We start from the raw sequence: 24,447 nt of genomic DNA on the forward strand, positions 1-24,447 counted from the left end.
AAGGAAGGCTGCGACGTGCGCCGCAAGCCGTTTTTGCCCCCCGTCAAGCTGGCCAATCTCCAGCTCCGCGCCTGTCTCGGCATGGCACATGTCACCCGCGCACCAGCGCGATGGTCTTCGACAGCACTCTCGCAAGCGTATGGCAGAGCTGCGCACCCGCCCCAAATGGTCGGCGGCAACGCCAATGCGCCCAAAATCTCGGTCGGCGCGCTTGGCGCCGGACAGATCGCGGCGCGGCTTTAGCGGCAGCCGGACATGGAAACGGGGCGGAAAACCGCCCCGTTTCGAAACATGATAAATTGGCTCAGGCCGCGCGGCGGCGCGGACGCCGGCGCCGGGCCTGACCGGGTTTCGCGGCACCGCCACCGGCGCCCTTGTTGAACCCGCCCGGCTTGCCGCCGCCACCGCCGCCACGGCGACGCGACGGGCCGCCACGGCGCCCCTGCCCGCCACCGGAGGTCAGCTCTTCGGGCGCCTCGCCGCTGGCCACGGGAATGTCGATCTTCATCAGGCGCTGGATCTGGCGCAGCAGGTCCGCCTCGTCCGGCGCACAGAGTGCAATCGCCTCGCCCTCGCGCCCGGCGCGCGCGGTGCGGCCGATGCGGTGCACATAGTTGTCCGGCACCTCGGGCAGATCGTAGTTGACCACATAGGCCACGCCCGGAATGTCGATGCCGCGTGCCGCCACATCGGTTGCCACCAGCACGTTGATCGTGCCCTCGCGGAACGCCTTGATGGCGCGGTCACGCTGGCCCTGGCTCTTGTTGCCGTGGATCGAGGCGGCGTTGAACCCGTCGGCCACCAGCCCCTTCATCAGCTTTTCGGCACCGTGCTTGGTGCGCGCAAAGACCAGCGTCAGCGCGTCGGTATCCATCGACAGGATCTCGCGCAGCTTGCGCGGCTTGGCCGGTTTTTCAAGGAAGTGCACCGACTGGGTGATCTTGTCGGCGGCCTTGCCCGGAGGCGAGACCTGCACCTTGCGCGGATTGTTGAGATAGGCGGCGCTCAGCTCTTCCATCTGCTTCGGCATGGTGGCCGAGAACAGCATGGTCTGGCGCGGCGTCCCCAGCGCCGGCGCGATCTTGCGCAGCGCGTGGATGAAACCGAGGTCGAGCATCTGGTCGGCCTCGTCCAGCACCAGATAGCTGGCGGAGGACAGATCCACCGCGCGCCGCTCCATCAGGTCGATGAGCCGGCCCGGCGTGGCCACCAGAATATCGGTGCCGCGCGACAGGAAATTGATCTGCCGGTTGATGGACTGGCCGCCGACCACGGTCGAGACGCGGATGCGGGTGCCGTCGGTGAGCTGCTTGAGGCTCTCGGCAATCTGGTTCACCAGCTCGCGGGTCGGCGCCAGGATCAGCGCCTTGACCGTCTTGGGCGCGGGTTTGCCGGGGCTTTGCAGCAGCCGGTCGATCAGCGGCAGGCCGAAGGCCAGCGTCTTGCCGGTGCCGGTCTGGGCGAGGCCCAGCACATCGTGGCCTTCGAGCGCCAGCGGGATCGCCTGGTTCTGGATCGGGGTGGGTTCCTTGAAACCGTTGCGGTTCAGGGCGTCGTTGAGCGCCGGCGAGAGGCCGAGCATGTCGAAATCGAACAAGAGATATCCTTTGTCGAACCGCGACCCTCATCAGGTGCGCGGCAAAGCGTGCCGGACGCCGGAACGGCGGCGCGGCCAGGGTGCGGCGCGGCCTCGGGACAGGCGGGCGTATCCCGCGCCATCCGGCCGTCGCATCGAGAACCCTGCGTGATGGGGAATCGGACTGGGCAACGCTGATGCGCCCTTTATGCGGGCGCGGCTAGCTCACGCGGCAGCGCAGCGTTACCTGCCCATTTGGGCCCTGAAAGCGCTTCTGTCAAGCTTTATCGCGGCAGCAGCGCCGGAAAGCCAAAGCCGCGTTCGAGCAGCTCGCCCGCCTCCAGGCAGATATCCTCGCGCCAGGGCGGCGCCACGAGCTGCACGCCGGAGGGGATGCCGTCCACCACGCCGGAGGCCACCGAGAGCCCGGGCAGCGCCAGAAGCGGGATGGCGATCTGCGGCAGCTGGACTTCCCAGAGCCGGGTCAGCACGTCGCCGCCGCGCAGGTCTTCGTCCTGCTGGAAGGGCAGCTCGCCCGAGACCGGCATGAGCACCACCGGATAATCCTCCAGAAAGCCGCGCCAGGCCCGGATCAGCGCCGAGCGGCGCGCAAAGATCTCGCCGAAGCGTGCCACGTCGATGGCCGCCGCGCGGTCGGCATAATGGCGCAGCAGCGCAACGGCGCCGGCGTCGCCCTCCTGCTCGGCCTGTGCCAGCTTGGCCTCGTGCCCGTCCGAGAGCCAGAGGTCGATCTGAAGCTGCACCGCCTCGCGCAGATCGGGCAGCTCCGTGGGCTCTTCGACCTCCCATCCGGCAGCGCGGAAGAGCGCTGCGGCGCGATCGAGATCGTCGAGAATACGCGGATCGGTGTCGATCCCGCCGGGGCGTTTGACCAGCGCCACGCGGCGGCGGAAGGCCGGCCCGGTGAGCGGCACCGGCGCCGTCCAGGGATCGTCGGGCGCATAGCCCGCCATCGCCTCCAGACCCAGCCGCAGGTCGTCGACGCGCCGCGCCAGCGGGCCTGAGACCGCCATGATCTGCGGCCCGATCCCCCGGTCGGGGCCGGAATGGTTGAACTGCGGCACGCGCCCCGAGGTCGGGCGCAGCCCGTGGATGCCGCAGGCATAGGCGGGATAGCGGATCGAGCCCGCGATATCGGTGCCATGAGCGATATGGCCAAGCCCCGTGGCCGCCGCAGCCGCCGCCCCGCCCGAGGAGCCGCCGGCGGTCAGCGCGGGGTTGTGCGGGTTCTTCGTCTCGCCATGCACCGCATTGGTGGTAAACCAGCGATAGGAAAAGGCCGGGGTATTGGTGCGCCCGACGACGATGGCATCCTTCTGCCGCATATGACGCAGGAACGGGTTGTCCTGCGGCGCGATCACATCCTGAAAGAGCCATGTGCCGTTGGTGGTGGCATAGCCCTTCTGATCCGACACCACCTTTGTGGTCACCGGCACCCCCGCCAGAACGCCCACCTGCTGACCGTCCGCGATGCGCCGGTCGAGCGCCTCGGCCTCCGCCATGGCGTCGGCGCCGCAATCCTGCACGATGGCGTTGATCTGCGGATTGATGCGCGCGATGCGGTCGAGCGTGTCGCGGATGACGGTCGTGGCCCGGAGCTCGCCCCGGCGGATGCGGGCGGCGAGCTCGCGGGCGGAGAGATCGTTGTGGTCCATGGTCGGAAATGCCTTTGAAAGAGGGTCAGCCGCCGCCAAGCGCCCGCATCCGGTCGCGGATGCTACGCACGACAAAGGTCGGCTCGGGGATGGAGGCCACATGCGGCGTGATCACCACCTTGGGATGCGCCCAGAGCGGGCTGTCAGCCGGCAGGGGCTCGGTCTCGAACACGTCGAGCGTGGCGCCGCAGAGATGGCCCTCGTCGAGCAGGCGCAAAAGCGCCGCCTCGTCCACCTGCCCACCCCGGCCCATCTGTATGAGCGCCGCGCCGTGCGGCAGCTTGCGCAGGAAGGCCTCGTCGATCATGCCGCGCGTCTGCTCGGTAAGCGGCAGCACGTTGATCAGGATGTCGGTCTCCGCCAGAAACGCGTCGAGCTGACCCTCCCGGAAATGCCGCATGCCGGGCTCGGGCGGCTGCGGGGCCGAGCGGGAATAACCCGCGACCGGATAGCCCAGCACCATCAGCCCGCGCGCAATGGCGCGGCCCATATGACCGAAACCCAGAATGCCCACGCGTTTGTGGGTCGGCGAGAGCCGGGCGATCTCGCGCTGCCAGACCCGCGCGCGCTGCCGGGCGAGATAGAGCGCCATGTGACGGTGATGCCAGTGAACGTGAAAGGCAGCATACCCGGCCATCTGAAGCGCCTGATCGTCATCCTCGACCCGGAACACCGGCACGCCCTCGGGGCGCGAGGGGCAGGCCATGATCGCATCCGTCCCCGCCCCGGCGGAGAAGATCGCGCGCAGGTTGGGATAGGGCGCAAAGGCATCCTCCGCCGGCTGGAAGGTGAAGACGAAAGAGACCTGCTCCGGCCGCTCGACGCTCTCGGGCGCAACCACCCGGATCTCCGGCGCCTCGGTTTCGAAATAGGGCCGGTAATAAGGGTACATGTCGAAACCGGCATTGGTGACGACACCGATCATGCGCTTGCGGTCCTTTGCTGCTCCCAATCGGCGCCGGGCACCGCCGCGAGGAGCTGGCGGGTGTAGTCCTGCTGCGGCGAGAGGAAAATCTCGTGCACCGTACCGATCTCCACCAGCTTGCCCTTCTGCATCACCGCGATACGGTCGCAGAGCTGGGCGGCGACGCGCAGATCGTGGGTGATGAAGAGGATCGACAATTCCAGCTTTTCACGCAGCTCGCGCAGCAGGTCCAGCACCTGCGCCTGGATCGACACGTCGAGCGCCGAGACCGCCTCGTCGGCGATGATCAGCTCCGGGTCCATGGCGAGCGCCCGGGCGATGCCGATGCGCTGGCGCTGACCACCGGAGAATTCATGCGGGAAGCGGCTGGCGGCATCGGCGCCGAGCCCGACGATTTCCAGCAGCTCGCGGGCGCGGGCCTCGGCCTCTTTGCGGGGAATGCCGCGCGTGATCGGGCCGTCGGTGATCGCCCCCATGATGCGCTGGCGCGGGTTGAGCGAGGCGTAGGGGTCCTGAAACACCATCTGCACCTTGTGGCGCTGCTTGCGCAGGTCTTCGTCGCTGAGGGCTGCCAGATCGGTGCCGCCCACCAGCACCTGCCCGCCATCGGGGGTGACCAGCCGCACCGCCGTGCGCCCCAGCGTGGATTTGCCGGAGCCGCTTTCGCCCACCAGCCCCAGCACCTCGCCGCGCGCCACGGTGAGCGAGACATCGTCCACCGCCCGCACCTCGCGCACCGGTTTGAAGAGCCCGCCGCCGGTGCGGTAGATCTTGCGCAGCCCCTTGATCTCCAGCGCCGGGGTGGCGCTGAGCTGCCGCGCGTCGGGCAGCGTGCCGGTGGGGATCGCATCGAGCAGGCGCTTGGTGTACTCGTGCTGGGGGTTGCCCAGCACCTCCGCCGCGGCGCCGCGTTCGACCACCCTGCCCTCGCGCATGACGATCACCCGGTCGGCGATCTCCGCCACCACGCCGAAATCATGGGTGATGAACATCACCGCCATCCCGCGTTTCTCGCGCAGATCCAGAATGAGTTTCAGGATCTGCGCCTGTGTCGTCACATCCAGCGCCGTGGTCGGCTCGTCGGCGATGAGCAGTTTCGGCTCCAGCGCCAGCGCCATGGCGATCATCGCCCGCTGCCGCTGCCCGCCCGAGAGCTGGAACGGATAGGCGCGGATGATCTTTTCCGGGTCGGGAAGCTGCACCTCGCGGATCAGCGCCAGCGCCTTCTCGCGCCGTTCCGATTGCGTGAAACGGTCATGCGCGGCAAACACCTCGGCGATCTGGTCGCCGATGCGCATCAGCGGGTTGAGCGCGGTCATCGGCTCCTGAAAGATCATCGCGGTGGAGGCGCCGCGCAGCGCCTGTTTCTCCGCCTCCGGCAGGCGCAGCACGTCGCGCGCCTCGAACATGGCGCGGCCGGCCTTCACGCTCACGCCGGGCGGCAAGAGGCCCATCAGCGCGTTGGCGGTCATGGATTTTCCGCTGCCGCTTTCGCCCACCACGCAGAGGATCTCGCCCTTCTCGATGGACATGCTCACATCCTCGACCGCAAAGGGCCGGTCGGCGCCCTGCGGCAGGCCGATGGTCAGATGCTCGATGGAAAGTGTCGTGCTCATGCCTTGCCCTTCCGCGACAGATGCGGGTTCAGCGCGTCGTTCAGCCCCTCTCCGATCAGGTTCAGCGCCAGCACCGTGATGACGATGGCGATGCCGGGGAAGAAGCTCAGCCACCAGCTCGACCGGATCACCGTCCGCGCGGCGCCGATCATGTAGCCCCAGCTCATGGCGTTGGGATCGCCGAGGCCGAGGAAGGAGAGCGAGCTTTCCAGCAGGATCGCGGTGGCGACCATGAGCGAGGCCATGACGATGATCGGCGAGACGGTGTTGGGCAGCACCTGACGCACCAGAATGCGCGGTTTCGACAGGCCGGCCAGCGTGGCCGCATCTACGAATTCGCGCTTGCGCACCGACATCACCTCGGCCCGCACGAGGCGCGCCACCGGCGGCCAGCTCACGATGGCAATGGCGAGCGTGATCGAGGCCAGCGTCGGCTCGAAGATTGCCACCAGCACGATGGCCAGCGCGAAATTGGGGATGGTCTGGAAAAACTCGGTGAAGCGCATGGCGCCCTCGTCGACATAGCCGCCATAGAAACCTGCGAGCGCCCCCAGCGGCACGCCGATCAGCAGCGCCACCAGGGTCGAGACCAGCCCCACCAGCAGCGACACCCGCGCGCCATAGGCAAGCTGTGCCGCCACGTCGCGGCCCAGCGTGTCGGTGCCGAGCGGCAGCGCCTGCATGGTGAAGGGCGCGAGGAAGGGCCGCTGCACCATCTGCCAGGGGTCGTGGGAGAAGAGCAGCGGCGCAAAGATCGCGATAAAGATCACGGTGAGCAGCAGCAGCACGCCCACCATGGCACCGATATTGGAGGAGAAGCGTTTCCACATGCTCATGAGCGCGCTCCGATACGGGGATCGACGATGCGATAGACGATGTCGGTCACGATATTGAACAGGATCACCATGGCCGCGGAGACGAGGAAGACCCCGAGAATGGTGTTGTAATCCCGCGCCGCGAGGCTCTCGAACATCAGCCGCCCGATGCCGGGCCAGGCAAAGACCGTCTCGGTCAGCACCGCGCCGCCCACGAGCTGGCCGGCCTGAAGCCCCGCCAGCGTGACCACCGGCAGGATGGCGTTGCGCAGGATGTGGCGGCGGCGGATCACCGGGCCGGACAGGCCCTTGGCCTTGGCGGTCTTGACGAAATCGGCGGTCGAGACCTCCAGCATCGAGGCGCGTGTCATGCGCATATAGACCGCCATGAAGAACAGCCCCAGCGTCAGCGCCGGCAGGATCAGGTGTTTGAGGATATCGAGCGCGCGGGCAAAGCCGGAATAGGCCGAACCCACGGTCTCGTAGCCGAAGCCGGGCAACCAGCCGAGCCAGACCGAGAACACCAGCACCGCCATCAGCGCCAGCCAGTAGAGCGGCGTGGCGTAGAACAGCAGCGCCAGCGTGGTCAGCAGCGAATCCGACACCTTGCCGACCCGCGCCGCCGCCGCGACCCCCAGCGCGATGCCGCAGCTCAGCGAGATCACGAAGGCGGTCAGCGTCAGCAGCAGCGTGGCGGGCAGCCGCTCGGCGATGAGGTCGATCACCGGCGCGCCCTGGCGGAAGGAATAGCCCAGATCGCCCTGCACGATGCCGCCGACATATTTGCCGAGCTGGACGTAGAAGGGCTGATCGAGGCCGAAGCGCTCGCGCAGCTGTTCGATCATCTGCTCGTCGGCGGCACCGGCCTCGCCGGCCAGCACCACCGCCGGATCGCCGGGGGCGGCGTGCAGCAGGAAGAAATTCAGCACCGCAATGGCAAGCAGCGTCGCCGCCGCTTTGACGACGCGCGAAAGGGTGGCGATGAGGGCTGTCATGCGTCCTCGCGGAGAAGTTTGGATCTGCGGGCACTGCCCCGCCGGGGTGACGGGGCAGTGCCTTTTACCGGGCCGGAAAAGGGACGATCCGGCCCGAACTCGGGATTACTTCTCGATCCACGCGTTGCGCGGGCCGTCATTCACACCGATGCCGGTGGTCACGAGATCCTTGACGTTGCAGCGGTAGATCGTCGGGAATTCCAGCTCCAGCATCCAGGCAACCGGCACATCGTCGACGATCTCCTTCTGGATCTCCTCATAGGCGGCCTGGCGCTCTTCCGGCGACACCATGGTGGCTGCGGCGAACCATTTCTCGTCGAGCTCGGGATTCTCGTAGCCCTCGACATTGTTCCAGGGGCTGCCCTTCTGGATGCGGTCGGCGGTATAGTTCCGCGACACGCCCAGCGCCGGATCGCCGTACTGGTAGAGATAGGTGAAGGCCATGTCGTAATCCCACTGGGAGGTCTTCTCGTTCCAGCCGGCGACATCGGCGCTGTCGATCTCGACATTGATGCCGACCTCGGTGAGGTTCTGGCGCACCGCCTCGGCCCAGCGCTGCCAGGTCTCGCCATAGGGCAGCGGCAGGATGCGCACCGGCTCGCCGTCATAGCCCATCTCGGCCAGCAGCTCCTTGGCCTTGTCGGGGTTGTAGTCGTAATGGGTGACGTCGTCGGAATAGAAATTCGTCTTGGACGAGATCGGGCCGGTGGGCACGTTGCCGAAGCCGTTCCAGACGACATCCTTCATGAATTCGCGGTTCATCGCGTACATGACGGCCTGACGGAACAGCTTGTTCGAGGTCGGACCCTCGCGGTTGTTCAGCCACATCCAGGCATGCGGCGCGAAGAATTCCCAGCCCTCGCCGGTGGAGCAAACGCCCTCCATCTCGGTCAGGCGCGGCACGTCCCAGTTCTCCACCGAACCGCCGGGCAGCACATCGACCTCGCCCGTCTCGAAGGCCACCGCGCGCGAGGCGGCGTCGGGGATCACCCGGTAATAGACCTCGTCGAGATAGGGCAGACCGTCGATATAGTACTCCTCGTTCTTGACCAGATGGATATAGCTGCCCTTCACCCATTCATCGAACTTGAACGGGCCGGTGCCGATGGGCGTGGCGTTCATCTCGTTGGTGGCGAAATCGGTGCCCTCGTAGATATGTTTGGGGATCATCGGCATGGTCGCCGCCTCGAAGACGCTGATGAACGGGCCGAAGGGCTCTTTCAGCTTGAACTCGACGGTCAGCGGATCGAGCGCGGTGACGCTCTCCACATAGGCCAGCGAGGCGCGCAGGCGGGCATGGGTCTCGCGCAGGAAGACATCGGCCGAGAACACGACGTCATCGGCGGTGAAATCCTCACCGTCGTGCCACTTCACCCCCTCGTGCAGCTTGAAGGTATAGGTGAGGCCGTCCTCCGAGATCTCCCAGCTTTCCGCCAGCCCCGGCTGGGGTTCGAGATCGGTGTTGTAGATCAGCAGGCCCTCGTAGATGTCGCCGGCCACGAGCTGGGTCGGGCCGTTCTGCACCAGCCCCAGCATGAGCCCCGGCGGTTCCGGCTGCACAACGATATCGAGACGCCCGCCGGCCTCTTGCGCGGCAAGCGGCGCCGCCAGCGCGGCGGCGATCAGAAAGGTTGTCGCTTTGAGATGTTTCATGGTTTCCCTGTCGGTTTTTTCCGGTTCTGAGGTTCGGTCCGTCTTGTCGCGGACTCTGCCGCCCCGGATCAGGCCGGAGCGGACGAAGGGCTATCCCTGATAGCCGGGGGCCGCCGTTTCGAGCTGGCGCAGATAGGCGTCCCATTCGGGATCGCGTCCGCCCCGCTCTTCCTGCTTGTCATAGGCGGATTGATATTGCCGGGCGGTATGTTCGGCCACCTCGTCGGAGAGCACCACCGGCGTCAGCCCCATGCTCAGCGCCGCCACCTGCGCCTTGCAGGAGCGTTCGAGATTGATCGCCAGCTTCACCGCCTCGGCCACCGAACGGCCGAGGATCAGCGTGCCGTGATTGCGCAGCAGCATGACCTGTTTCTCGCCGAGATCGGCGACGATGCGGGCGCGCTCTTCGAGGTTGAGCGCGATGCCCTCGTAATCGTGAAAGGCGATGCGGTTGTGGAACTGCGCCGACCACTGGTTGAGCGGCAGCACCCCCTCGCGCACCGACGAGACCGCCACCCCCGCCACCGTATGGGTGTGCAGCACGCAGGCGGCATCGTGGCGCGCCATGTGCACGGCGGAATGGATGGTAAAGCCCGCCGCGTTCACGCCGGCGCCATAGGGGTCGTCAATCACCGCGCCGGTCTCGTCCACGGTGACCAGATTGGCCGCCGTCACCTCGTCGAAGCGCAGGCCGTAGGGGTTCAGCAGAAAGCGCTTCTCGCCCCCCGGCCCGTCCGGCATGCGCGCCGAGATATGGGTGTAGATGCCGTCATCCATCCCGAAGAGCGCGATCAGCCGGTAGGCCGCCGCTAGATCGCGTCGCATCCGGGAAACCGTCTGTTCCACCGCACCGTCGGGCATGAGAGTCATCCTTTCCGTTGTCTGCCTAAAGAAAGAACATTCCCACATCTTTGGTCAAGGAAATTGTCGACAGTCGACAGAAAGACAATTAACCTGACCGAAAGATGTGCTTTCACCCCCGGCGACATGGACCAGCAGAACGACAGTGACGGATTTCGGCCTATCGACCGCGAGGGGCTCGTTCAGCGCGTCGCGCGGCGGCTGAGCAAGGCCATCGTCACCGGTCAATTGGCCCCCGGCGCACGGCTTTCCGAATCGGTGGTGGCACGGCAGCTCGGCGTCAGCCGCGCCCCGGTGCGCGAGGCGGCGCGGCTGCTGGAGACCACCGGGCTGGTGACCTACGAGCCCAATCGCGGCTTTTTCGTGCGCGGCTTCACCTCTCGCGAGCTGGACGATCTCTACGAATTCCGCCTGGTGATCGAGACCGCCGTGATCCGCCGGCTGATCCGCAACGGGCTGGGCGAGACCGAGGCGAGGCTCGCCGCCCAGATCGACGAGCTGCACCGCGTTGCCGGGCCGGACTTCGACATGCTGACCCAGGTCGAGGCCGACATGCAGTTTCACCGGCTGCTCTGCGCCGGATCGGGCAACCCGCGATATCTCGCGGTCTTCGAACAGATCGCCGTCGAGACCGAGCTGTCGATCATGCTGATCGGCCAGCTCTACGACGATCCGCAACGGCTGGCCGAGACCCATGTGCCGATTCTCGATGCGCTGCGTAGCGGCGACGAGGCGCGGGCGGTCGAGGCGATCAGCTATCACATCGGCGAGGCGCGCACGCTCGTCACCGAACAGTTTCGCAAACTGGAAAGCGACCGGACAGAATGAAATGCTATTACGCTCCCGAGACCGAGGCACATGACCCGGTCTTCCGGCTGACCCACGGAAAGATCCTGCGCAACGCCGAACGGGCCAAGCGCGCCAGGCTGCTGCTTGCCGGGCTCGACGCGCTGTCCATGCCCACGGAAGAGCCGCCCGAGGCGCCGCAGGCAGCGCTGGAGGCGGTGCACACGCCGCAATTCCTGAGCTTCCTGGAAACCGCCTGGGAGGAATGGCAGAAACTGCCCGACTGCGGCCCCGAAGTGGTGCCCAACGTCTTTGCCCAGCACAGTTTTGCCACCTACCCCGACAGCATCGTCGGGCGCGCCGGCTGGCATATGGGCGACACCTCCGCCCCCATCGGCGAGCATAGCTGGCGCGCCGCGCGCCGCGCCGCCGATTGCGCCGTGGCCGCCGCCGACGCGGTGCTGGCGGGCGACGCCGCCGCCTATGCGCTCTGCCGGCCCGCCGGCCACCACACCAGCGCCGACATCACCGCGGGCCATTGCCTGATGAACAATTCCGCCATCGCCGCCGCCCGCCTGCGCGAGGGGCACGACCGGGTGGCGACGCTGGATATCGACGTGCATCACGGCAACGGCACGCAGGCGATCTTTTACGACCGCGCCGATGTGCTCACCGTGTCGATCCATGCCGATCCCAACAGCTATTACCCGTTCTTCGTGGGCTATGCGCATGAGACCGGCAGCGGCGCCGGCGCGGGGCACAACCTCAATATCCCCCTGCCCCGCACCACCACCGACGAGCGCTGGCTGGAGAGCATCGCCGAAGGGCTGGCGCGCATCGCCGCGTTCGCGCCCGGCGCGCTGATGGTCAGCCTCGGGCTCGACGCGCATGAGAAAGACCCGCTGAAGGGCATGCAGGTAAGCTGGGACGGCTTCCGCCGCGCCGGCGAGATGATCGCGGCGGCGGGCTATCCCACCGTGCTGGTGCAGGAGGGCGGTTATCTCTCGCCGGACCTCACCACCTCGCTCGTCTCCTTCATGACCGGCTTTCTGGGGCGCGGGGCATGAGCCTGTCGCCGGAGCTGACACAGAAGATTCTCGCCGAGGTCGCGGCCGGCTTCGAGGAACAGATCGCCTTTACCGAGGCGCTCGGCCGCTATCCCAGCCTGCGCGGGCAAGAGCACACCGCGCAGGATTTCCTGCATGACGCGCTCAAAACGCGCGGCTACGCCATGGACCGTTGGGCCATCGACGTGGACGAGATCAGGCACCATCCGGGCTTTTCTCCGGTGACGGTCGATTATTCCAACGCCATCAATGTCGTGGGTACCCTGCGCCCGCGCGAAGAGACGGGGCGCAGCCTCGTGCTCAACGGCCATATCGACGTGGTGCCCACCGGCCCGCTGGAAATGTGGAGCGCACCGCCTTTCGAGCCGCACCGCGACGGCGACTGGCTCTATGGGCGCGGCGTCGCTGACATGAAGGCCGGGATCGCCGCCAATATCTTTGCCGTGGATGCGCTGGCGCGGCTTGGCTACCGCCCGGCGGCGACGCTCTACCAGCAATCGGTGGTCGAGGAGGAATGCACCGGCAACGGCGCGCTGGCGGCGCTGCTGCGCGGCTACAGGGCCGATGCGGCGATCATCCCCGAACCGGTGGATGACAAGCTGGTGCGCGCCAATACCGGCGTGCTGTGGTTCCGCGTGCGGGTGCAGGGCGTGCCCGTGCATGTGCGCGAGGCGGGCTCGGGAGCCAATGCCATCGAGGCCGCCTATGAGCTGATCCGGGGCCTGCGCACGCTGGAGGAGGCCTGGAACGCCCGCAAGACCGATCACCGGTATTTCGAGGATCTCGACCACCCGATCAACTTCAATGTCGGCAAGATCGCGGGCGGAGACTGGGCTTCGTCGGTGCCGGCCTGGTGCGAATTCGACTGCCGCATCGCGCTCTATCCCGGCGAGAAACCCGCCGAGGCCGCGCGCGAGATCGAGGACCATCTGCGCCGGGTCTCCGAGAGTATCCCCTTCCTGGCAAACAACCCGCCCGAAATCGTCTTCAACGGCTTTTTCGCCGAGGGCTACGTGCTGGAGGAAGGCTCCGAAGCGGAAGGCACGCTCGCCCGCGCGCATCTGTCGAGCTACAGCGCGCCGATGCAGAGCTTTGTCAGCCCCGCCTATCTCGACGGGCGGGTCTTTGTGATCTACGGCGCCACGCCCTGCATGGTCTATGGCCCCGTCTCCGAGGCGATCCACGGCTTTGACGAACGGGTCAGCCTGTCCTCCGTGAAACGAATAACCGGCACCATCGCGCTATTCATCGCAGAATGGTGCGGATTGGAGGAAATATGATCAAATCTTCCGTGACCTTTCCCGTACACTTCCCCTAGTCTCTGACCCAGAGCGCCCAGCGCCACGATTCCCCTCACGTTCAAACCGGAGTTTCCCATGAACCAGCGTCCGAATTCGCTTCACGCCTCCGACATCGCCCATTCGATGCACCCTTACACAAACATGCGCCTACATGAGGAAAAGGGTCCGATGATCATGACCAAGGGCGACGGCGCCCGCGTCTATGACAGCGACGGCAAGGAATATATCGAGGCGCTGGCGGGGCTGTGGTCGGTGGCCGTGGGCTTTTCGGAAACCCGTCTCGCCGATGTCGCATACGAGCAGCTCAAGAAGCTGCCCTATTACCACACCTTCGCGCACAAGGCGCATGAGCCGTCGATCCGCCTGGCCGAAAAGCTGGTCGAGATGACGCCCGAGGGACTGAACCGGGTGTTCTTCACCAATTCCGGCTCAGAGGCGAACGACACGGTCATCAAGATGGCCTGGTTCCTCAACAACGGCCTTGGCCGCCCGGAGAAGAAGAAATTCCTCGCCCGCAACAAGGCCTATCACGGCATCACCATCGCGTCCGGCTCGCTCACCGGCCTGCCGGCGAACCACAAGGATTTCGACCTGCCGGCGATCCCGGTCACCCACCTGACCACGCCGCATTACTGGAAATTCGCCAATGAGGGCGAGAGCGAGGCCGAATTCACCGCCCGCCTGCTGAAAGAGCTCGAAGACACCATCCTCGCCGAAGGCCCCGAGACCATCGCCGGTTTCATCGGCGAGCCCGTCATGGGCGCCGGCGGCGTGATGACCCCGCCCGAAGGGTACTGGCCCGGCGTTGCCGAGATCTGCGCGAAATACGACATCCTGCTGGTGGCCGACGAGGTGATCAACGGGTTCGGCCGCACCGGCGCGCGCTTCGGCTGCGAGCGCTACGGCTTTACCCCCGACATTCTGGTGACCTCGAAACAGCTCACGTCGTCCTACATGCCGCTCGCCGCCATCGTGGTGAACGACAAGGTCTATAACGCCATCGCCGACAACACCGCCAAGCTCGGCACCTTCGGCCATGGCTTCACCGGCTCCGGCCACCCGGTTGCCTGTGCCGTGGGTCTGGAGAACCTCAAGATCATCGAAGAGAAAGACCTGATGGGCAACGCGGCGCGTCTGGAGCCGATGTTCCAGGAGGGGCTGCGCAAATTCGCCGATCACCCGCTGGTGGGCGAGGTGCGCGGCATCGGCCTGATCGCGGGCGTGGAAATGGCCAAGGACCGCGAAAAGCGCCAGTCCTTCGAACCGGCGGGCATGATGGCGGCCAAGGTCACCGCGCTCTGCGCCGAGGAAGGGCTGATCGTGCGCTCGGTCTATGAGACCGTGGCCTTCTGCCCGCCGCTGATCGTGACCGAAGAGGATATCGAGCAGATCCTCGCCCGCTTCGGCCGCGCGCTCGACCGGGCGTTGGACTGGGCCAAGGAAGAAGGGCTGGTCTGAGCCGCGCGCCACAGCGCACATGAACAGAGCGGTGGGCGGGATTGCCCACCCTACACCCTGCGCACCTTACCCGATGCTTTGCGCCAGCACCCGGCTGATCGTGGTGAGTGTGGCGCCGCTTTCCTCCCGCAACGCATTGAACGCCTGCTGGACGGCCTGCATGGCCTTGCGCGAGCTTGGCGCCTTGTCGATCACGCCCTCGGCCACCAGCCGCGCCACCACATCCTGACTGAGAATATAGCCGTCCTTGCCCATGCTGCGCAGGAGATAGGCCGCCGTCCCGCCGCCAAGCCGCGACCCGTCGCGCTTGAGCCAGTCGAGCAGCCCGGCGAAATCCGCCTCGGGCCAGTCGGCCACCCGGCGCCCGAAGGGAGTGCCCTCTTCGGCGAGGCGGCGCAGGAACGCCGCGTTGTCGCGAATGGCAGCAATCTTGGGCGCCGAGCGGATCACCCGCCTGTCGGCGACGAGATCGTCGAACCAGTCTTCCGACATCATCGACAGCGCGCCCACATCGAAGCCGCGAAACGCCTCTTCGATCTCCGGCCATTTGTTCTCGACCACGGTCCAGCTTATCCCGGCCTGAAAGATCCCCCGCGCCATACCCGCAAGCCAGCGGTCATCGGGGATGGCGGCGATCTCGTCAGGTGATTTCGGCGTCGGAATGCCGGCGAGCACAGCGTCGCGCCCGCCCTTCCGCTCGGCGGCGATATCAAGGATCTCTTCGAAACGGCGCATCGGCCCCTCCAGCGTTCACACTGAGCGAAAACTGCCGGACGGACCAACAAAGGTAAAGAACAAATTGAGAACAGCCCGCTGCGGGGCCACCCTATCAATCCGCGCCCGCAGGCACGCTGTTCAGATCCTGAGCATCGCGCTCCACCGCCGCGTCCTCGTTCACCTGTTCGGACTGGCCAGTGAAATCGTCCATCACGGTGCCCTGTGCCTCGGGCGCCTCGCCGCCGGCTATGACCCAGCCGAGCCAGCCGAGAAAGAGCAGCACGACAATGCCCAGCCCGGCCCAGATGCCCCAGAGCGGCGCGCGGTGCTGGCGTTCCTGTTTCTTGAGATTGGTGTCGGGTGCCGACATGGTCCCCTCCTTTCGATTTTTCCCGGGCGCGCGGTTGCCGCCCGTGTCTCATAGGCCTAACACTTTGGCAGCCGACACAGTTCCGGCGCCGCCCCAGCCCCGAGGATGAGAGAGACATGAAAGACGCGAGCCCCCAGACCATCTATCTCGAGGATTACACCCCCTTCGGCTGGCAGGTGGCGGATGTGCATCTCACCGTGGCGCTGGCGCCCAATGCCACAAGGGTCAAATCGCGCATCCATTTCGTGCCGAACCCGAACGCTCCGGAGCAGGAGTTCTTCCTGCATGGCGAAGAGCTGAAACTGATCCGCGCCGCCATCGACGGCGAAGAGGTCGCGCCCGAGGTCACGCCGCAGGGCCTGCGCTGCAAGGTGCCCTCCGGCCCGTTCCTCTGGGAGGCGGAGGTCGAGATCGCGCCGGCGGAAAACTTCGCGCTTGAAGGGCTTTACATGTCGAACGGCATGTATTGCACACAATGCGAGGCGGAAGGCTTTCGCAAGATTACCTATTACCCCGACCGGCCCGACGTGATGGCCACCTTCACGGTGCGCATCGAGGGCGATGAGGCGGTGAAACTGTCGAATGGCAACCCCACCGACAGCGGCGAAGGCTGGGCGGAATGGCACGATCCCTGGCCGAAACCGGCCTATCTCTTTGCGCTGGTGGCGGGCGATTTGGTGAACCATCCCGGGGAGTTCACCACCATGTCGGGCAAGACGGTGGAGCTGAACATCTGGGTCCGCCCCGGCGACGAGGACAAATGCGCCTTCGGCATGGAGGCGCTGAAAGCCTCGATGAAATGGGATGAAGAGGTCTACGGGCGCGAATACGACCTGGACATTTTCAACATTGTTGCGGTCGACGACTTCAATATGGGCGCGATGGAGAACAAGGGGTTGAACATTTTCAACTCTTCCTGCGTTCTCGCCTCTCCCGAGACCTCGACCGACGCAAATTTCGAGCGCATCGAGGCGATCATCGCGCATGAGTATTTCCACAACTGGACCGGCAACCGCATCACCTGCCGCGACTGGTTCCAGCTTTGCCTTAAAGAGGGGCTGACGGTGTTCCGCGACAGCCAGTTCACCTCCGACATGCGTTCGGCCGAGGTGAAGCGGATCTCCGACGTGATCGACCTGCGCGCGCGCCAGTTCCCCGAGGATCAGGGGCCGCTCTCACACCCGGTACGGCCCGAGAGCTTTCAGGAGATCAACAATTTCTATACCGCCACGGTCTATGAGAAAGGCGCCGAGGTGATCGGCATGCTCAAGCGGCTGGTGGGCGACGAGGATTACGCCAAGGCGCTGGATCTCTATTTCGAGCGCCACGATGGCGACGCGGCGACCATCGAGGACTGGCTGAAGGTGTTCGAGGACGCCACGGGCCGCGATCTGGCGCAGTTCAAGCGCTGGTACTCGCAATCCGGCACCCCGCATCTGAGCGTGACAGAAGATTATGCCGACGGGGTCTATACGCTGACCTTCAAGCAGCACACGCCGCCCACCCCCGGCCAGTCCGAGAAGGCGCCGCAGGTGCTGCCCATCGCGGTTGGGCTGCTGAACCCCAATGGCGACGAGGTGGTGCCGACCACGGTGCTGGAGATGACAGAGGCCGAGCAGAGCTTCAGCTTTTCATGGACTGCTGAAGGCTGGGTTCTGAATACTGGTAATCCAGATGAGATGCCTGAGCGCGTCGATGGAAGTGTTTCAACAAAGCCGGTGCCCTCGATCCTGCGCGGCTTTTCCGCGCCGGTGGTGCTGGAGCGCGAGACCGCTCCCGAGGAAAAGCGCTTTCTGCTCGCCCATGACACCGACGCATTCAACCGCTGGGAGGCGAGCCGCGATCTCGCCCGCGCCTGCCTCTACGCGATGATCACCGAGGGCGCCGGGCCGGACACCGCCTGGATCGACGCGCTGGAACAGGTTGTGCGCGCCGCCGATCTCGATCCGGCTTTCCGCGCGCTGATGCTGTCGCTGCCGACCCAGTCGGAGCTGGCGCAGATGCTGCATGCCAGGGGCGTGACGCCCGATCCGGACGCGATCTATGCCGCCACCGAGGCGCTGAAAAACGCCATGGCCGAGCGCTGGTCCGTCCTGCTGCCGGCGCTGCGCGAGGAAAGCGCGGTGAGCGCCGCCTACAGCCCCGATGCCGAGCAATCCGGCAAGCGCGCTCTGGGCAACGCGGTGCTGGCGCTGCAAACCCGGCTCGACGGCGGCAAGGCAGCACAAGCGCAATACGATGCCGCCGACAATATGACGATGCAGCTCAGCGCGCTGAGCTGCCTAATCTCGGCGGGCGCCGAAGAGACCGCGCTGGCCGCGTTCGAGGCGCAGTGGAAAGATGACCGGCTGGTGATGGACAAATGGTTCGCGCTTCAGGTCGCCGCCACCGCCCCGGAAAATGCCGCGACCCGCGCCGGGGCGCTGACCGAGCGGGCGGATTTCGACTGGAAGAACCCCAACCGTTTCCGCGCGGTGATGGGCTCGCTGGCGATGAACCACGCGGGTTTTCACGCCAAGGATGGCAGCGGCTACAAGCTGCTGGCGGACTGGCTGATCAAGCTGGACGAGAAAAACCCGCAGACCACGGCGCGCATGTGCTCGGTCTTCCAGACCTGGAAACGCTACGATGCAGGACGCCAGGCACTGATGAAGGCCGAGCTGGAGCGCATCGCCGGCAAGCCCGGACTGTCGCGCGACGTGACCGAGATGGTGACACGGCTGCTGAGCTGACCCCGGCTGGCGGCTGTCTGGAGCGGTGGGCAGAATTGCCCACCCTACGCGGGCGATGACGGGGATCGTGGCGGATGGCAACGGCGAATGACCGTCCGCGCCTTCGCCTTCGAACATTCGAACAAAAGCGCTGAACGATATGTGCCGGCGGGTCCGTCTCGGGTGATCGTTTGCACCACCCGGGCGAATGCCTCCGGGAGAGTAGTTGCCGAAAAGAGGAACGTCGGACGTGACCCGGGATCAGTGCTCCCGGCCGATGTCCTGTTCGGCGGTCGTACCCGAGGTGGCAATGACGGGATCGGAGGCTTTGCGCACGATGGTTCCGTCGATGCTGAGCGCCACGACCCCCTGCATTTCCGGCAATTGCGGGCGCGTGCCCTCAAGCCCGGCCATGAGCGCGGGCTGGCCCCAGGCATCGGGGCGCGCCACCGGTTTCAGCGAGCGCGGCAGACCGGCGCAATAGGGCTGCGCGCGCGTCCATGCGATCATGTCCTCGCGTTTCGCCCGCGAGTGAAACGGGCCCCAGTCGGCCGCCACGCCGCGCATATTTCGGCTCACCACCCCGTCGCGCGCCACGGTCTTGGCCATGATGCGCAGCCCGCAGGCCAGGTTGAGACGCGGATCCTTGAGCGCCGCCCCGCTGCGCGCTTCGCAGCCATAGAGCCGCGCGGTCGAGGGCAGGATTTGCAGCAGCCCATACCACAGCCCGCCGCCGCCCACGGCGGTGGGGCGATACGTGCTTTCATGCTTGGCCAGCGTCGAAACCAGCCCCAGCCAAAACGCCTCGCGGTCGGCCTGGGTGGCGCTGGGATAGGCCGGGCACCAGGTCGAAATATCGGCGGGCACGGTTTCCGGCAGGCGGCTGGCATGACCGCGCAGCGCCGACAGCGCCGCCAGAGACCAGGTGTTGCGGTCTGCGGATCTGCCCCAGCGCGCCTCGGGGATGCGCATCCGGCGCACCTGCGGGCGCAGCGACTCGGACACAGCCGCCGTCACCTTGGCGATGGGCGGAAGGCGGACCGGATCGGACCAGGCGGCGCTTGCAGTGACCAGCGCCGCCACGACACAGAGAACACGGGGCAGCATGGCCCAGACGCTTGCCACATCGGGTTCCATGGGTAAAGCGCGAGGGGGTGGCATCCCCGAGGCGCATAGGTGGAAACCGGGTATCGCCTGCATTAACCCTTTGTAAATCAATGCGGCAGGACCGGGACAGCGATGCGCGGAATGCCGCCGCTTCTTCGCCGGAACGCCCTCATGACGCCCGAATCCGCGACCAGTCTCTCCGTCATGATGGTTCCCGGTAAGATTCCCGATCTGTTTCCAGCAGTCCGCGCCCTGGGCGCCCGGCTGGGTGTGCGACCCCGTGCCGGGGAGGTTTCGATGCCGCTGCCCTCACGCCCGGAGGACTGTCCCGGCAGCGCGCCACAGCCCCGGATCCTGATCCCGGTCCGCGACGCCCCGCCCGACGCGGTGCAGCGCGACCGCCTGCGGACGCAGGGGCGCTATCTCGCCCGGCAGGAGGCCTGGGAGGTGCTGGCGCGCGGGCTGCGCGAGGCGGATACCGCCCGAGATGCCGCGCCCGGAGGCACGCCGGTAGCGCGGCTTCTGGCCGAGGGCGCCTGTTCGGACGCGATGGGGAGCGCGCTGGCCGCTGTCCGTCGCGACGATCCCACCGCCGCCCGCGCCAGCCTTTTCGCCCTGCGCGACGCCATCGACGGCGCCGAACGCGCGCCCTGGCTCGCCGCCATGCTGGCGCAAGCGCATCTCGGCGTGGCCAAAGCTTGGGCCACCCGCTCTGGCGGCCTCCTGCATCGCGATGCCCGGGCGCAACATCTGGAAGCGGCGCAGCGACTGATCGCACCCTTCGATCCGCTGGAGCACGACTCGCCCCTGCTTGCCGCGCTGCGCTGCGCTCTGCTCGATCTGGATCCGCATCCGGAGCATCGGGTCTATGACGATTACGAGGATCTGATCGACCTCGATCCCGCCTGCCCCGACCACCTGCGCGCGCTGGGACGCGACCTGATCCCGCAGCGCTTTGGCGACTGGGAGCGGCTCGACCGCGAGGCGCGGCGCACCGCCGGGCACACCGCGGATATCTGGGGGCTGGGCGGCTATGCCTGGGTGTGGTTCGACGCGCTGGCGGGCGCCGCGCCGGGCGGCTTCGCGAATGTGGATGCGGAGCTCTTCGCCGAGGGGCTGCACGATATCCTGCATCGCCGCCCCGATCAGCACATGGCCAACCTGCTGGCCGCCTATTGCGGGCTGACGCTCTCGGGTGCCGCCGTGCCGGGCTCGGCCCGGGCCCGCATTGCCGGCTGTTTCGGCTGGATCGCGCAGGACCATCTGCGCGAGGTGCATCCCGAGCTCTGGGCCGATGCCCGCCCCGTCCGGGGCAGCACCGACGGCGGCGAGCGGCTGCGGCTGGGTGAGGCCCGCGCGCTCTCTGCGCTGGCGGAGCATTTCGCCCATCAGCTGGCGCGCGGCCGGCAGGTGCGCTTTACCGAGGCGGGCATCGTGCTGACACCCTCGCCCTGTGCCGCCTGCACCCTTGCTCCCTGTTCCGCTCTGGCGTATCCCCGTCGCGATCAGCGAGACGAGGATGCGCCATGCTTGACCTGAGCTTCGAGACCCCCAAACCCAAGGTCATCGCCGGGGCCAAATACGATTGGGAACTGGTGATCGGCATGGAGGTGCATGCCCAGGTCGCCTCCGAGGCCAAGCTGTTCTCGGGCGCCTCGACCAAATTCGGCGCAGAGCCGAACAGCAATGTCAGCTTCGTGGACGCGGCCATGCCCGGCATGCTGCCGGTCATCAACGAATTCTGCGTCGAGCAGGCGGTGCGCACCGGGCTGGGGCTGAAGGCAGAGATCAACCTGAAATCGGCCTTCGACCGCAAGAACTATTTCTACCCCGATCTGCCGCAGGGCTATCAGATCTCGCAGCTTTATCACCCCATCGTCGGCGAAGGCGAAGTGATCGTGGATATGGAGCCGGGCATCGCCCGCCTCGTGCGCATCGAGCGCATCCATATCGAGCAGGATGCCGGCAAGTCGATCCACGACATGGACCCGAACATGTCCTTCGTCGATCTCAACCGCACCGGCGTGGCGCTGATGGAGATCGTCTCGCGCCCCGACATTCGCGGGCCCGAAGAGGCCGCCGCCTATGTGTCGAAGCTGCGGCAGATCCTGCGGTATCTCGGCACCTGCGACGGCAATATGCAGAACGGCAACCTGCGGGCCGATGTGAACGTATCGGTCTGCCGCCCCGGCCAGTACGAGAAATATCAGGAAACCCAGGATTTCAGCCATCTCGGCACGCGCTGCGAGATCAAGAACATGAACTCCATGCGCTTTATCCAGGCCGCCATCGACTACGAGGCGCGCCGCCAGATCGCCATTCTCGAGGCCGGCGGCTCGGTCGATCAGGAAACCCGGCTCTACGATCCCGACAAGGGCGAGACGCGGTCGATGCGCTCCAAGGAAGAGGCGCATGATTACCGCTACTTCCCCGATCCCGACCTGCTGCCGCTGGAGATCGAACAGGCCTGGGTGGACGATATCGCCGCAAACCTGCCCGAGCTGCCGGATGCCAAGAAGGCGCGGTTCGTGGGCGATTTCGGCCTGTCGGAATACGATGCCGGCGTGCTGACCGCCGAGGTGGCGAATGCCGCCTATTTCGAAGAGGTCGCGGGCGAGGCGGGCGACGGCAAGCTGGCCGCCAACTGGGTGATCAACGAGCTCTTCGGCCGTCTCAAGAAGGAAGGTCACGAGATCACCGAAAGCCCGGTGTCCCCGGCACAGTTGGCGGGTATCGTGCGGCTGATCAAGTCGGACGCGATTTCCGGCAAGATCGCCAAGGATCTGTTCGAGATCGTCTATACCGAGGGCGGCGACCCGGAAAAGATCGTCGAAGAGCGCGGCATGAAGCAGGTGACCGATACCGGCGCCATCGAAACCGCCGTCGACGCGATCATCGCCGCCAACCCGACGCAGGTGGAAAAGGCCAAGCAGAACCCCAAGCTCGCGGGCTGGTTCGTCGGGCAGGTGATGAAGGCCACCGGCGGCAAAGCCAACCCCAAGGCGGTGAACGAGATCGTCTCGAAGAAACTCGCACAGTAACCCTGCTCGGCCATCCCGCGCCCGCGGGGTGGCCCGTCTGCCGCTCTACAGGTCGATGTCCAGCGTCACCGGGAAATGGTCTGATGCGGTCAGCAGCGCCTGGCGCAACTCCGGCGTTTCCCAGCAGACCGGGTCGTCGAACGGGTGCCAGATGTGCCATTTCGGCCCTCGCGCCGCGAGATCGGGCGACACCATGATGTAGTCCAGCATCGCCTGCAAATAGCGCTGCTCGCCCGAAATATAGAAGCGTGCGGTGGTCGGCTGCGCCCCCAGCTTCGCATTCAGCGCCTGGGTCGCATGCGGATCGTAGAGCCGCGGCCCGCCATCGCCCAGCACGATCTCGACCGAGCTGCGCCCAAACAAGTGCTCGTATTCGTCGAGCCCCGGGCCGTCGTTCAGATCGCCCATCACGATCAGGCTCTCGCCTGCCTCCAGATGCGTCGCCACCCGGCGCCGCAGCCAGATCGCCTGGGCGAGCTGCTTGCGCCGGTTGGCAATGGCCAGCCGCATGATCTGGTCGCGGGTCTGCGCCCCGTGCGGCGCCTTGGATTTCAGATGCGCCCCGATCAGCCGCAGCACATTGCCCTTCGCCGTCACCGCCTCCACCTCCAGCGGCGGTTTCGAGAACACCACCTTGTCCTCGGTGGCGTCGATATCGAGGTCGATGCGGAACACCCCGTCGAAACGCGGCGCGCCGTCATCGCCCTGCGCCGGGCCGCGCTCGCCCACCGGAGCGTGACGCGCGCTCAGCACGGCAGGATCGTAGAGCAGCGCGATCTCCTGCTGGGTGTCGTTGACGAAACCGGTCAGCACCTCGCGGGTGCGCAGATCGAAGGCTGAGGCAAAACTCTTGAGCGCGCGTGTGGTGTCGCGGCGGGAATTGCCGTCCGGCGCCTCGATGATCATCACCGCATCGGCGTTCATCGCGGTAAAGACGATGCCCAGCGTCTCGATCTGCTGCGCCCGGGTGATGTCGTGCCGCGCCGACCAGCCGTCATCGACAAGCAGCGCGCCGCTCTCGTCGAAAAGCGAATCGAACCATTCGACATTGTAGGTGGCGAGCCGCATCCGCGCTCAGGCCTCCTGACGCTCTTCGCGGGCCGAAATCTCGCTCCAGGCGCGGTTGATGTCGATGAGCCGTTTTTCAGAAAGCTTCACCGCCTCCTCCGGCACGCCGCGCGCCTGCATCACATCCGGGTGGCTGTCGCGCACGAGCTGGCGCCAGTGGCGGCGGATCTCGGGCATGGGCGTGTCGGGCGTCACTCCCAGCACCGCATAGGGGTCGGGCGCCGCATCGGGCACGAAGCGGGCGCGCAGGGCGCGGAAATCGGGTTGCGGCACACCAAAGATCTCGGCCACGCGTTCGAGGAACTGATCCTCACCCGGGTGGTAATGCCCGTCGGCCACGGCGATGTGAAAGAGCCCCTCCATCAGGTCGCAGACCGGGCCGCTCGCCTCGTCGAACATACGGCGGATGCGGCGGGCGTATTCTTCGAACCCGGCCACGTCCTGCCGGGCGAGGTTGAACACCCGGGCCGCCGCCTTCTCGTCCTCGGGCGCGATGTAGAACACCTCGCGAAAGGCGGCGACCTCGTTGCGGGTCACCTGGCCGTCGGCCTTGGCCATCTTGGCCGAAAGCGCGATCACCGCGATGGTAAAGGCCACGCTGCGTTCGGGAGGCTGGCGCAACCGGTCGAAGACCGCGCCCAGCCCCTCGCCCTTGGCCAGCGCGGAAAGCGCTTCGGAAATGCGGGTCCAGATCGACATGGGAG

The 24,447-nt window shown here is 66.4% G+C and carries 20 protein-coding genes; 7 read left to right on the top strand and 13 right to left on the bottom strand.

The window, feature by feature from the left end; translation table 11 throughout:
- Positions 1-304 precede the first annotated feature (304 nt).
- From I6N89_RS09040 to I6N89_RS09075, 8 genes are all read right to left on the bottom strand, one after another.
- On the bottom strand, positions 305-1,597 hold the full coding sequence (locus I6N89_RS09040) for a DEAD/DEAH box helicase (protein WP_207018021.1): 1,293 nt from the start codon (positions 1,595-1,597) through the stop codon (positions 305-307).
- 263 nt (positions 1,598-1,860) lie between these two features.
- Complete coding sequence (locus I6N89_RS09045; RefSeq protein WP_207018022.1) at positions 1,861-3,252, bottom strand: amidase family protein; 1,392 nt, start codon at positions 3,250-3,252, stop codon at positions 1,861-1,863.
- Between the two features lie 25 nt (positions 3,253-3,277).
- Positions 3,278-4,177 carry a 2-hydroxyacid dehydrogenase gene (locus I6N89_RS09050; protein WP_207018024.1) on the bottom strand — a complete coding sequence of 300 codons (900 nt, stop codon included), beginning with the start codon at positions 4,175-4,177 and terminating at the stop codon, positions 3,278-3,280.
- Complete coding sequence (locus tag I6N89_RS09055; RefSeq protein ID WP_207018025.1) at positions 4,174-5,793, bottom strand: ABC transporter ATP-binding protein; 1,620 nt, start codon at positions 5,791-5,793, stop codon at positions 4,174-4,176. The genes I6N89_RS09050 and I6N89_RS09055 overlap by 4 nt, the downstream gene beginning before the upstream one ends.
- Positions 5,790-6,629, bottom strand: a complete 840-nt coding sequence (locus I6N89_RS09060; protein ID WP_076696005.1) for an ABC transporter permease — start codon at positions 6,627-6,629, stop codon at positions 5,790-5,792. Before I6N89_RS09060 ends, I6N89_RS09055 begins: the two co-directional genes overlap by 4 nt.
- Entirely contained in the window at positions 6,626-7,603 is a 978-nt protein-coding gene (locus I6N89_RS09065; protein WP_207018026.1) for an ABC transporter permease, read from the bottom strand. The genes I6N89_RS09060 and I6N89_RS09065 overlap by 4 nt, the downstream gene beginning before the upstream one ends.
- A gap of 105 nt (positions 7,604-7,708) precedes the next feature.
- On the bottom strand, positions 7,709-9,256 hold the full coding sequence (locus I6N89_RS09070; RefSeq protein ID WP_207018027.1) for an ABC transporter substrate-binding protein: 1,548 nt from the start codon (positions 9,254-9,256) through the stop codon (positions 7,709-7,711).
- 90 nt (positions 9,257-9,346) lie between these two features.
- Positions 9,347-10,117, bottom strand: coding sequence for a class II aldolase/adducin family protein (locus I6N89_RS09075; RefSeq protein WP_207018028.1), 771 nt, complete (start codon positions 10,115-10,117; stop codon positions 9,347-9,349).
- Between the two features lie 126 nt (positions 10,118-10,243).
- Here I6N89_RS09075 and I6N89_RS09080 point away from each other — a divergent pair, with 126 nt between their 5' ends.
- The 4 genes from I6N89_RS09080 to I6N89_RS09095 all read left to right on the top strand — a co-directional run bounded on the left by I6N89_RS09080 (position 10,244) and on the right by I6N89_RS09095 (position 14,729).
- A complete protein-coding gene (locus I6N89_RS09080; protein WP_207018029.1) occupies positions 10,244-10,945 on the top strand; it encodes a GntR family transcriptional regulator in 702 nt (233 codons plus the stop codon).
- Entirely contained in the window at positions 10,942-11,970 is a 1,029-nt protein-coding gene (locus I6N89_RS09085; protein WP_207018030.1) for a histone deacetylase family protein, read from the top strand. Before I6N89_RS09080 ends, I6N89_RS09085 begins: the two co-directional genes overlap by 4 nt.
- A complete protein-coding gene (locus I6N89_RS09090; protein WP_207018031.1) occupies positions 11,967-13,250 on the top strand; it encodes an ArgE/DapE family deacylase in 1,284 nt (427 codons plus the stop codon). Before I6N89_RS09085 ends, I6N89_RS09090 begins: the two co-directional genes overlap by 4 nt.
- Before the next feature lie 96 nt (positions 13,251-13,346).
- Entirely contained in the window at positions 13,347-14,729 is a 1,383-nt protein-coding gene (locus tag I6N89_RS09095) for an aspartate aminotransferase family protein (RefSeq protein ID WP_207018032.1), read from the top strand.
- Positions 14,730-14,795: 66 nt separating this feature from the next.
- On the opposite strand, the gene I6N89_RS09100 is transcribed toward I6N89_RS09095, so the two are convergent.
- Both I6N89_RS09100 and I6N89_RS09105 read right to left on the bottom strand, forming a co-directional pair.
- Positions 14,796-15,464, bottom strand: coding sequence for a DNA-3-methyladenine glycosylase I (locus I6N89_RS09100; protein WP_207018034.1), 669 nt, complete (start codon positions 15,462-15,464; stop codon positions 14,796-14,798).
- Between the two features lie 94 nt (positions 15,465-15,558).
- Positions 15,559-15,816: a hypothetical protein gene (locus tag I6N89_RS09105; protein ID WP_207018036.1), complete on the bottom strand. Its 258-nt coding sequence runs from the start codon at positions 15,814-15,816 to the stop codon at positions 15,559-15,561.
- A gap of 116 nt (positions 15,817-15,932) precedes the next feature.
- Between I6N89_RS09105 and pepN the strand changes: the two genes are divergently transcribed.
- Positions 15,933-18,548, top strand: coding sequence for an aminopeptidase N (pepN, locus tag I6N89_RS09110; protein ID WP_207018038.1), 2,616 nt, complete (start codon positions 15,933-15,935; stop codon positions 18,546-18,548).
- A gap of 240 nt (positions 18,549-18,788) precedes the next feature.
- Here the strand turns inward: pepN and I6N89_RS09115 are convergent, their stop codons facing one another.
- The gene (locus I6N89_RS09115) at positions 18,789-19,634 is read right to left on the bottom strand and encodes a transglycosylase SLT domain-containing protein (RefSeq protein ID WP_207018039.1); all 846 of its coding nucleotides are present in this window, start codon (positions 19,632-19,634) and stop codon (positions 18,789-18,791) included.
- A 297-nt stretch (positions 19,635-19,931) separates the two neighbouring features.
- On the opposite strand from I6N89_RS09115, the gene I6N89_RS09120 reads away from it, so the two are divergent.
- Together I6N89_RS09120 and gatB are read left to right on the top strand one after the other, a co-directional pair.
- A complete protein-coding gene (locus I6N89_RS09120) occupies positions 19,932-21,173 on the top strand; it encodes a hypothetical protein (RefSeq protein ID WP_236016520.1) in 1,242 nt (413 codons plus the stop codon).
- On the top strand, positions 21,161-22,675 hold the full coding sequence (gene gatB / locus I6N89_RS09125) for an Asp-tRNA(Asn)/Glu-tRNA(Gln) amidotransferase subunit GatB (RefSeq protein ID WP_207018042.1): 1,515 nt from the start codon (positions 21,161-21,163) through the stop codon (positions 22,673-22,675). The genes I6N89_RS09120 and gatB overlap by 13 nt, the downstream gene beginning before the upstream one ends.
- Positions 22,676-22,720: 45 nt before the next feature.
- Here the strand turns inward: gatB and I6N89_RS09130 are convergent, their stop codons facing one another.
- Positions 22,721-23,743, bottom strand: coding sequence for an endonuclease/exonuclease/phosphatase family protein (locus I6N89_RS09130; protein ID WP_207018044.1), 1,023 nt, complete (start codon positions 23,741-23,743; stop codon positions 22,721-22,723).
- Between the two features lie 6 nt (positions 23,744-23,749).
- Positions 23,750-24,442 carry a molecular chaperone DjiA gene (locus tag I6N89_RS09135; protein WP_207018046.1) on the bottom strand — a complete coding sequence of 231 codons (693 nt, stop codon included), beginning with the start codon at positions 24,440-24,442 and terminating at the stop codon, positions 23,750-23,752.
- Between the last annotated feature and the right edge of the window lie 5 nt (positions 24,443-24,447).

The sequence above is a fragment of the Salipiger abyssi genome (assembly GCF_017311415.1).
Lineage (GTDB): Bacteria > Pseudomonadota > Alphaproteobacteria > Rhodobacterales > Rhodobacteraceae > Salipiger > Salipiger abyssi_A.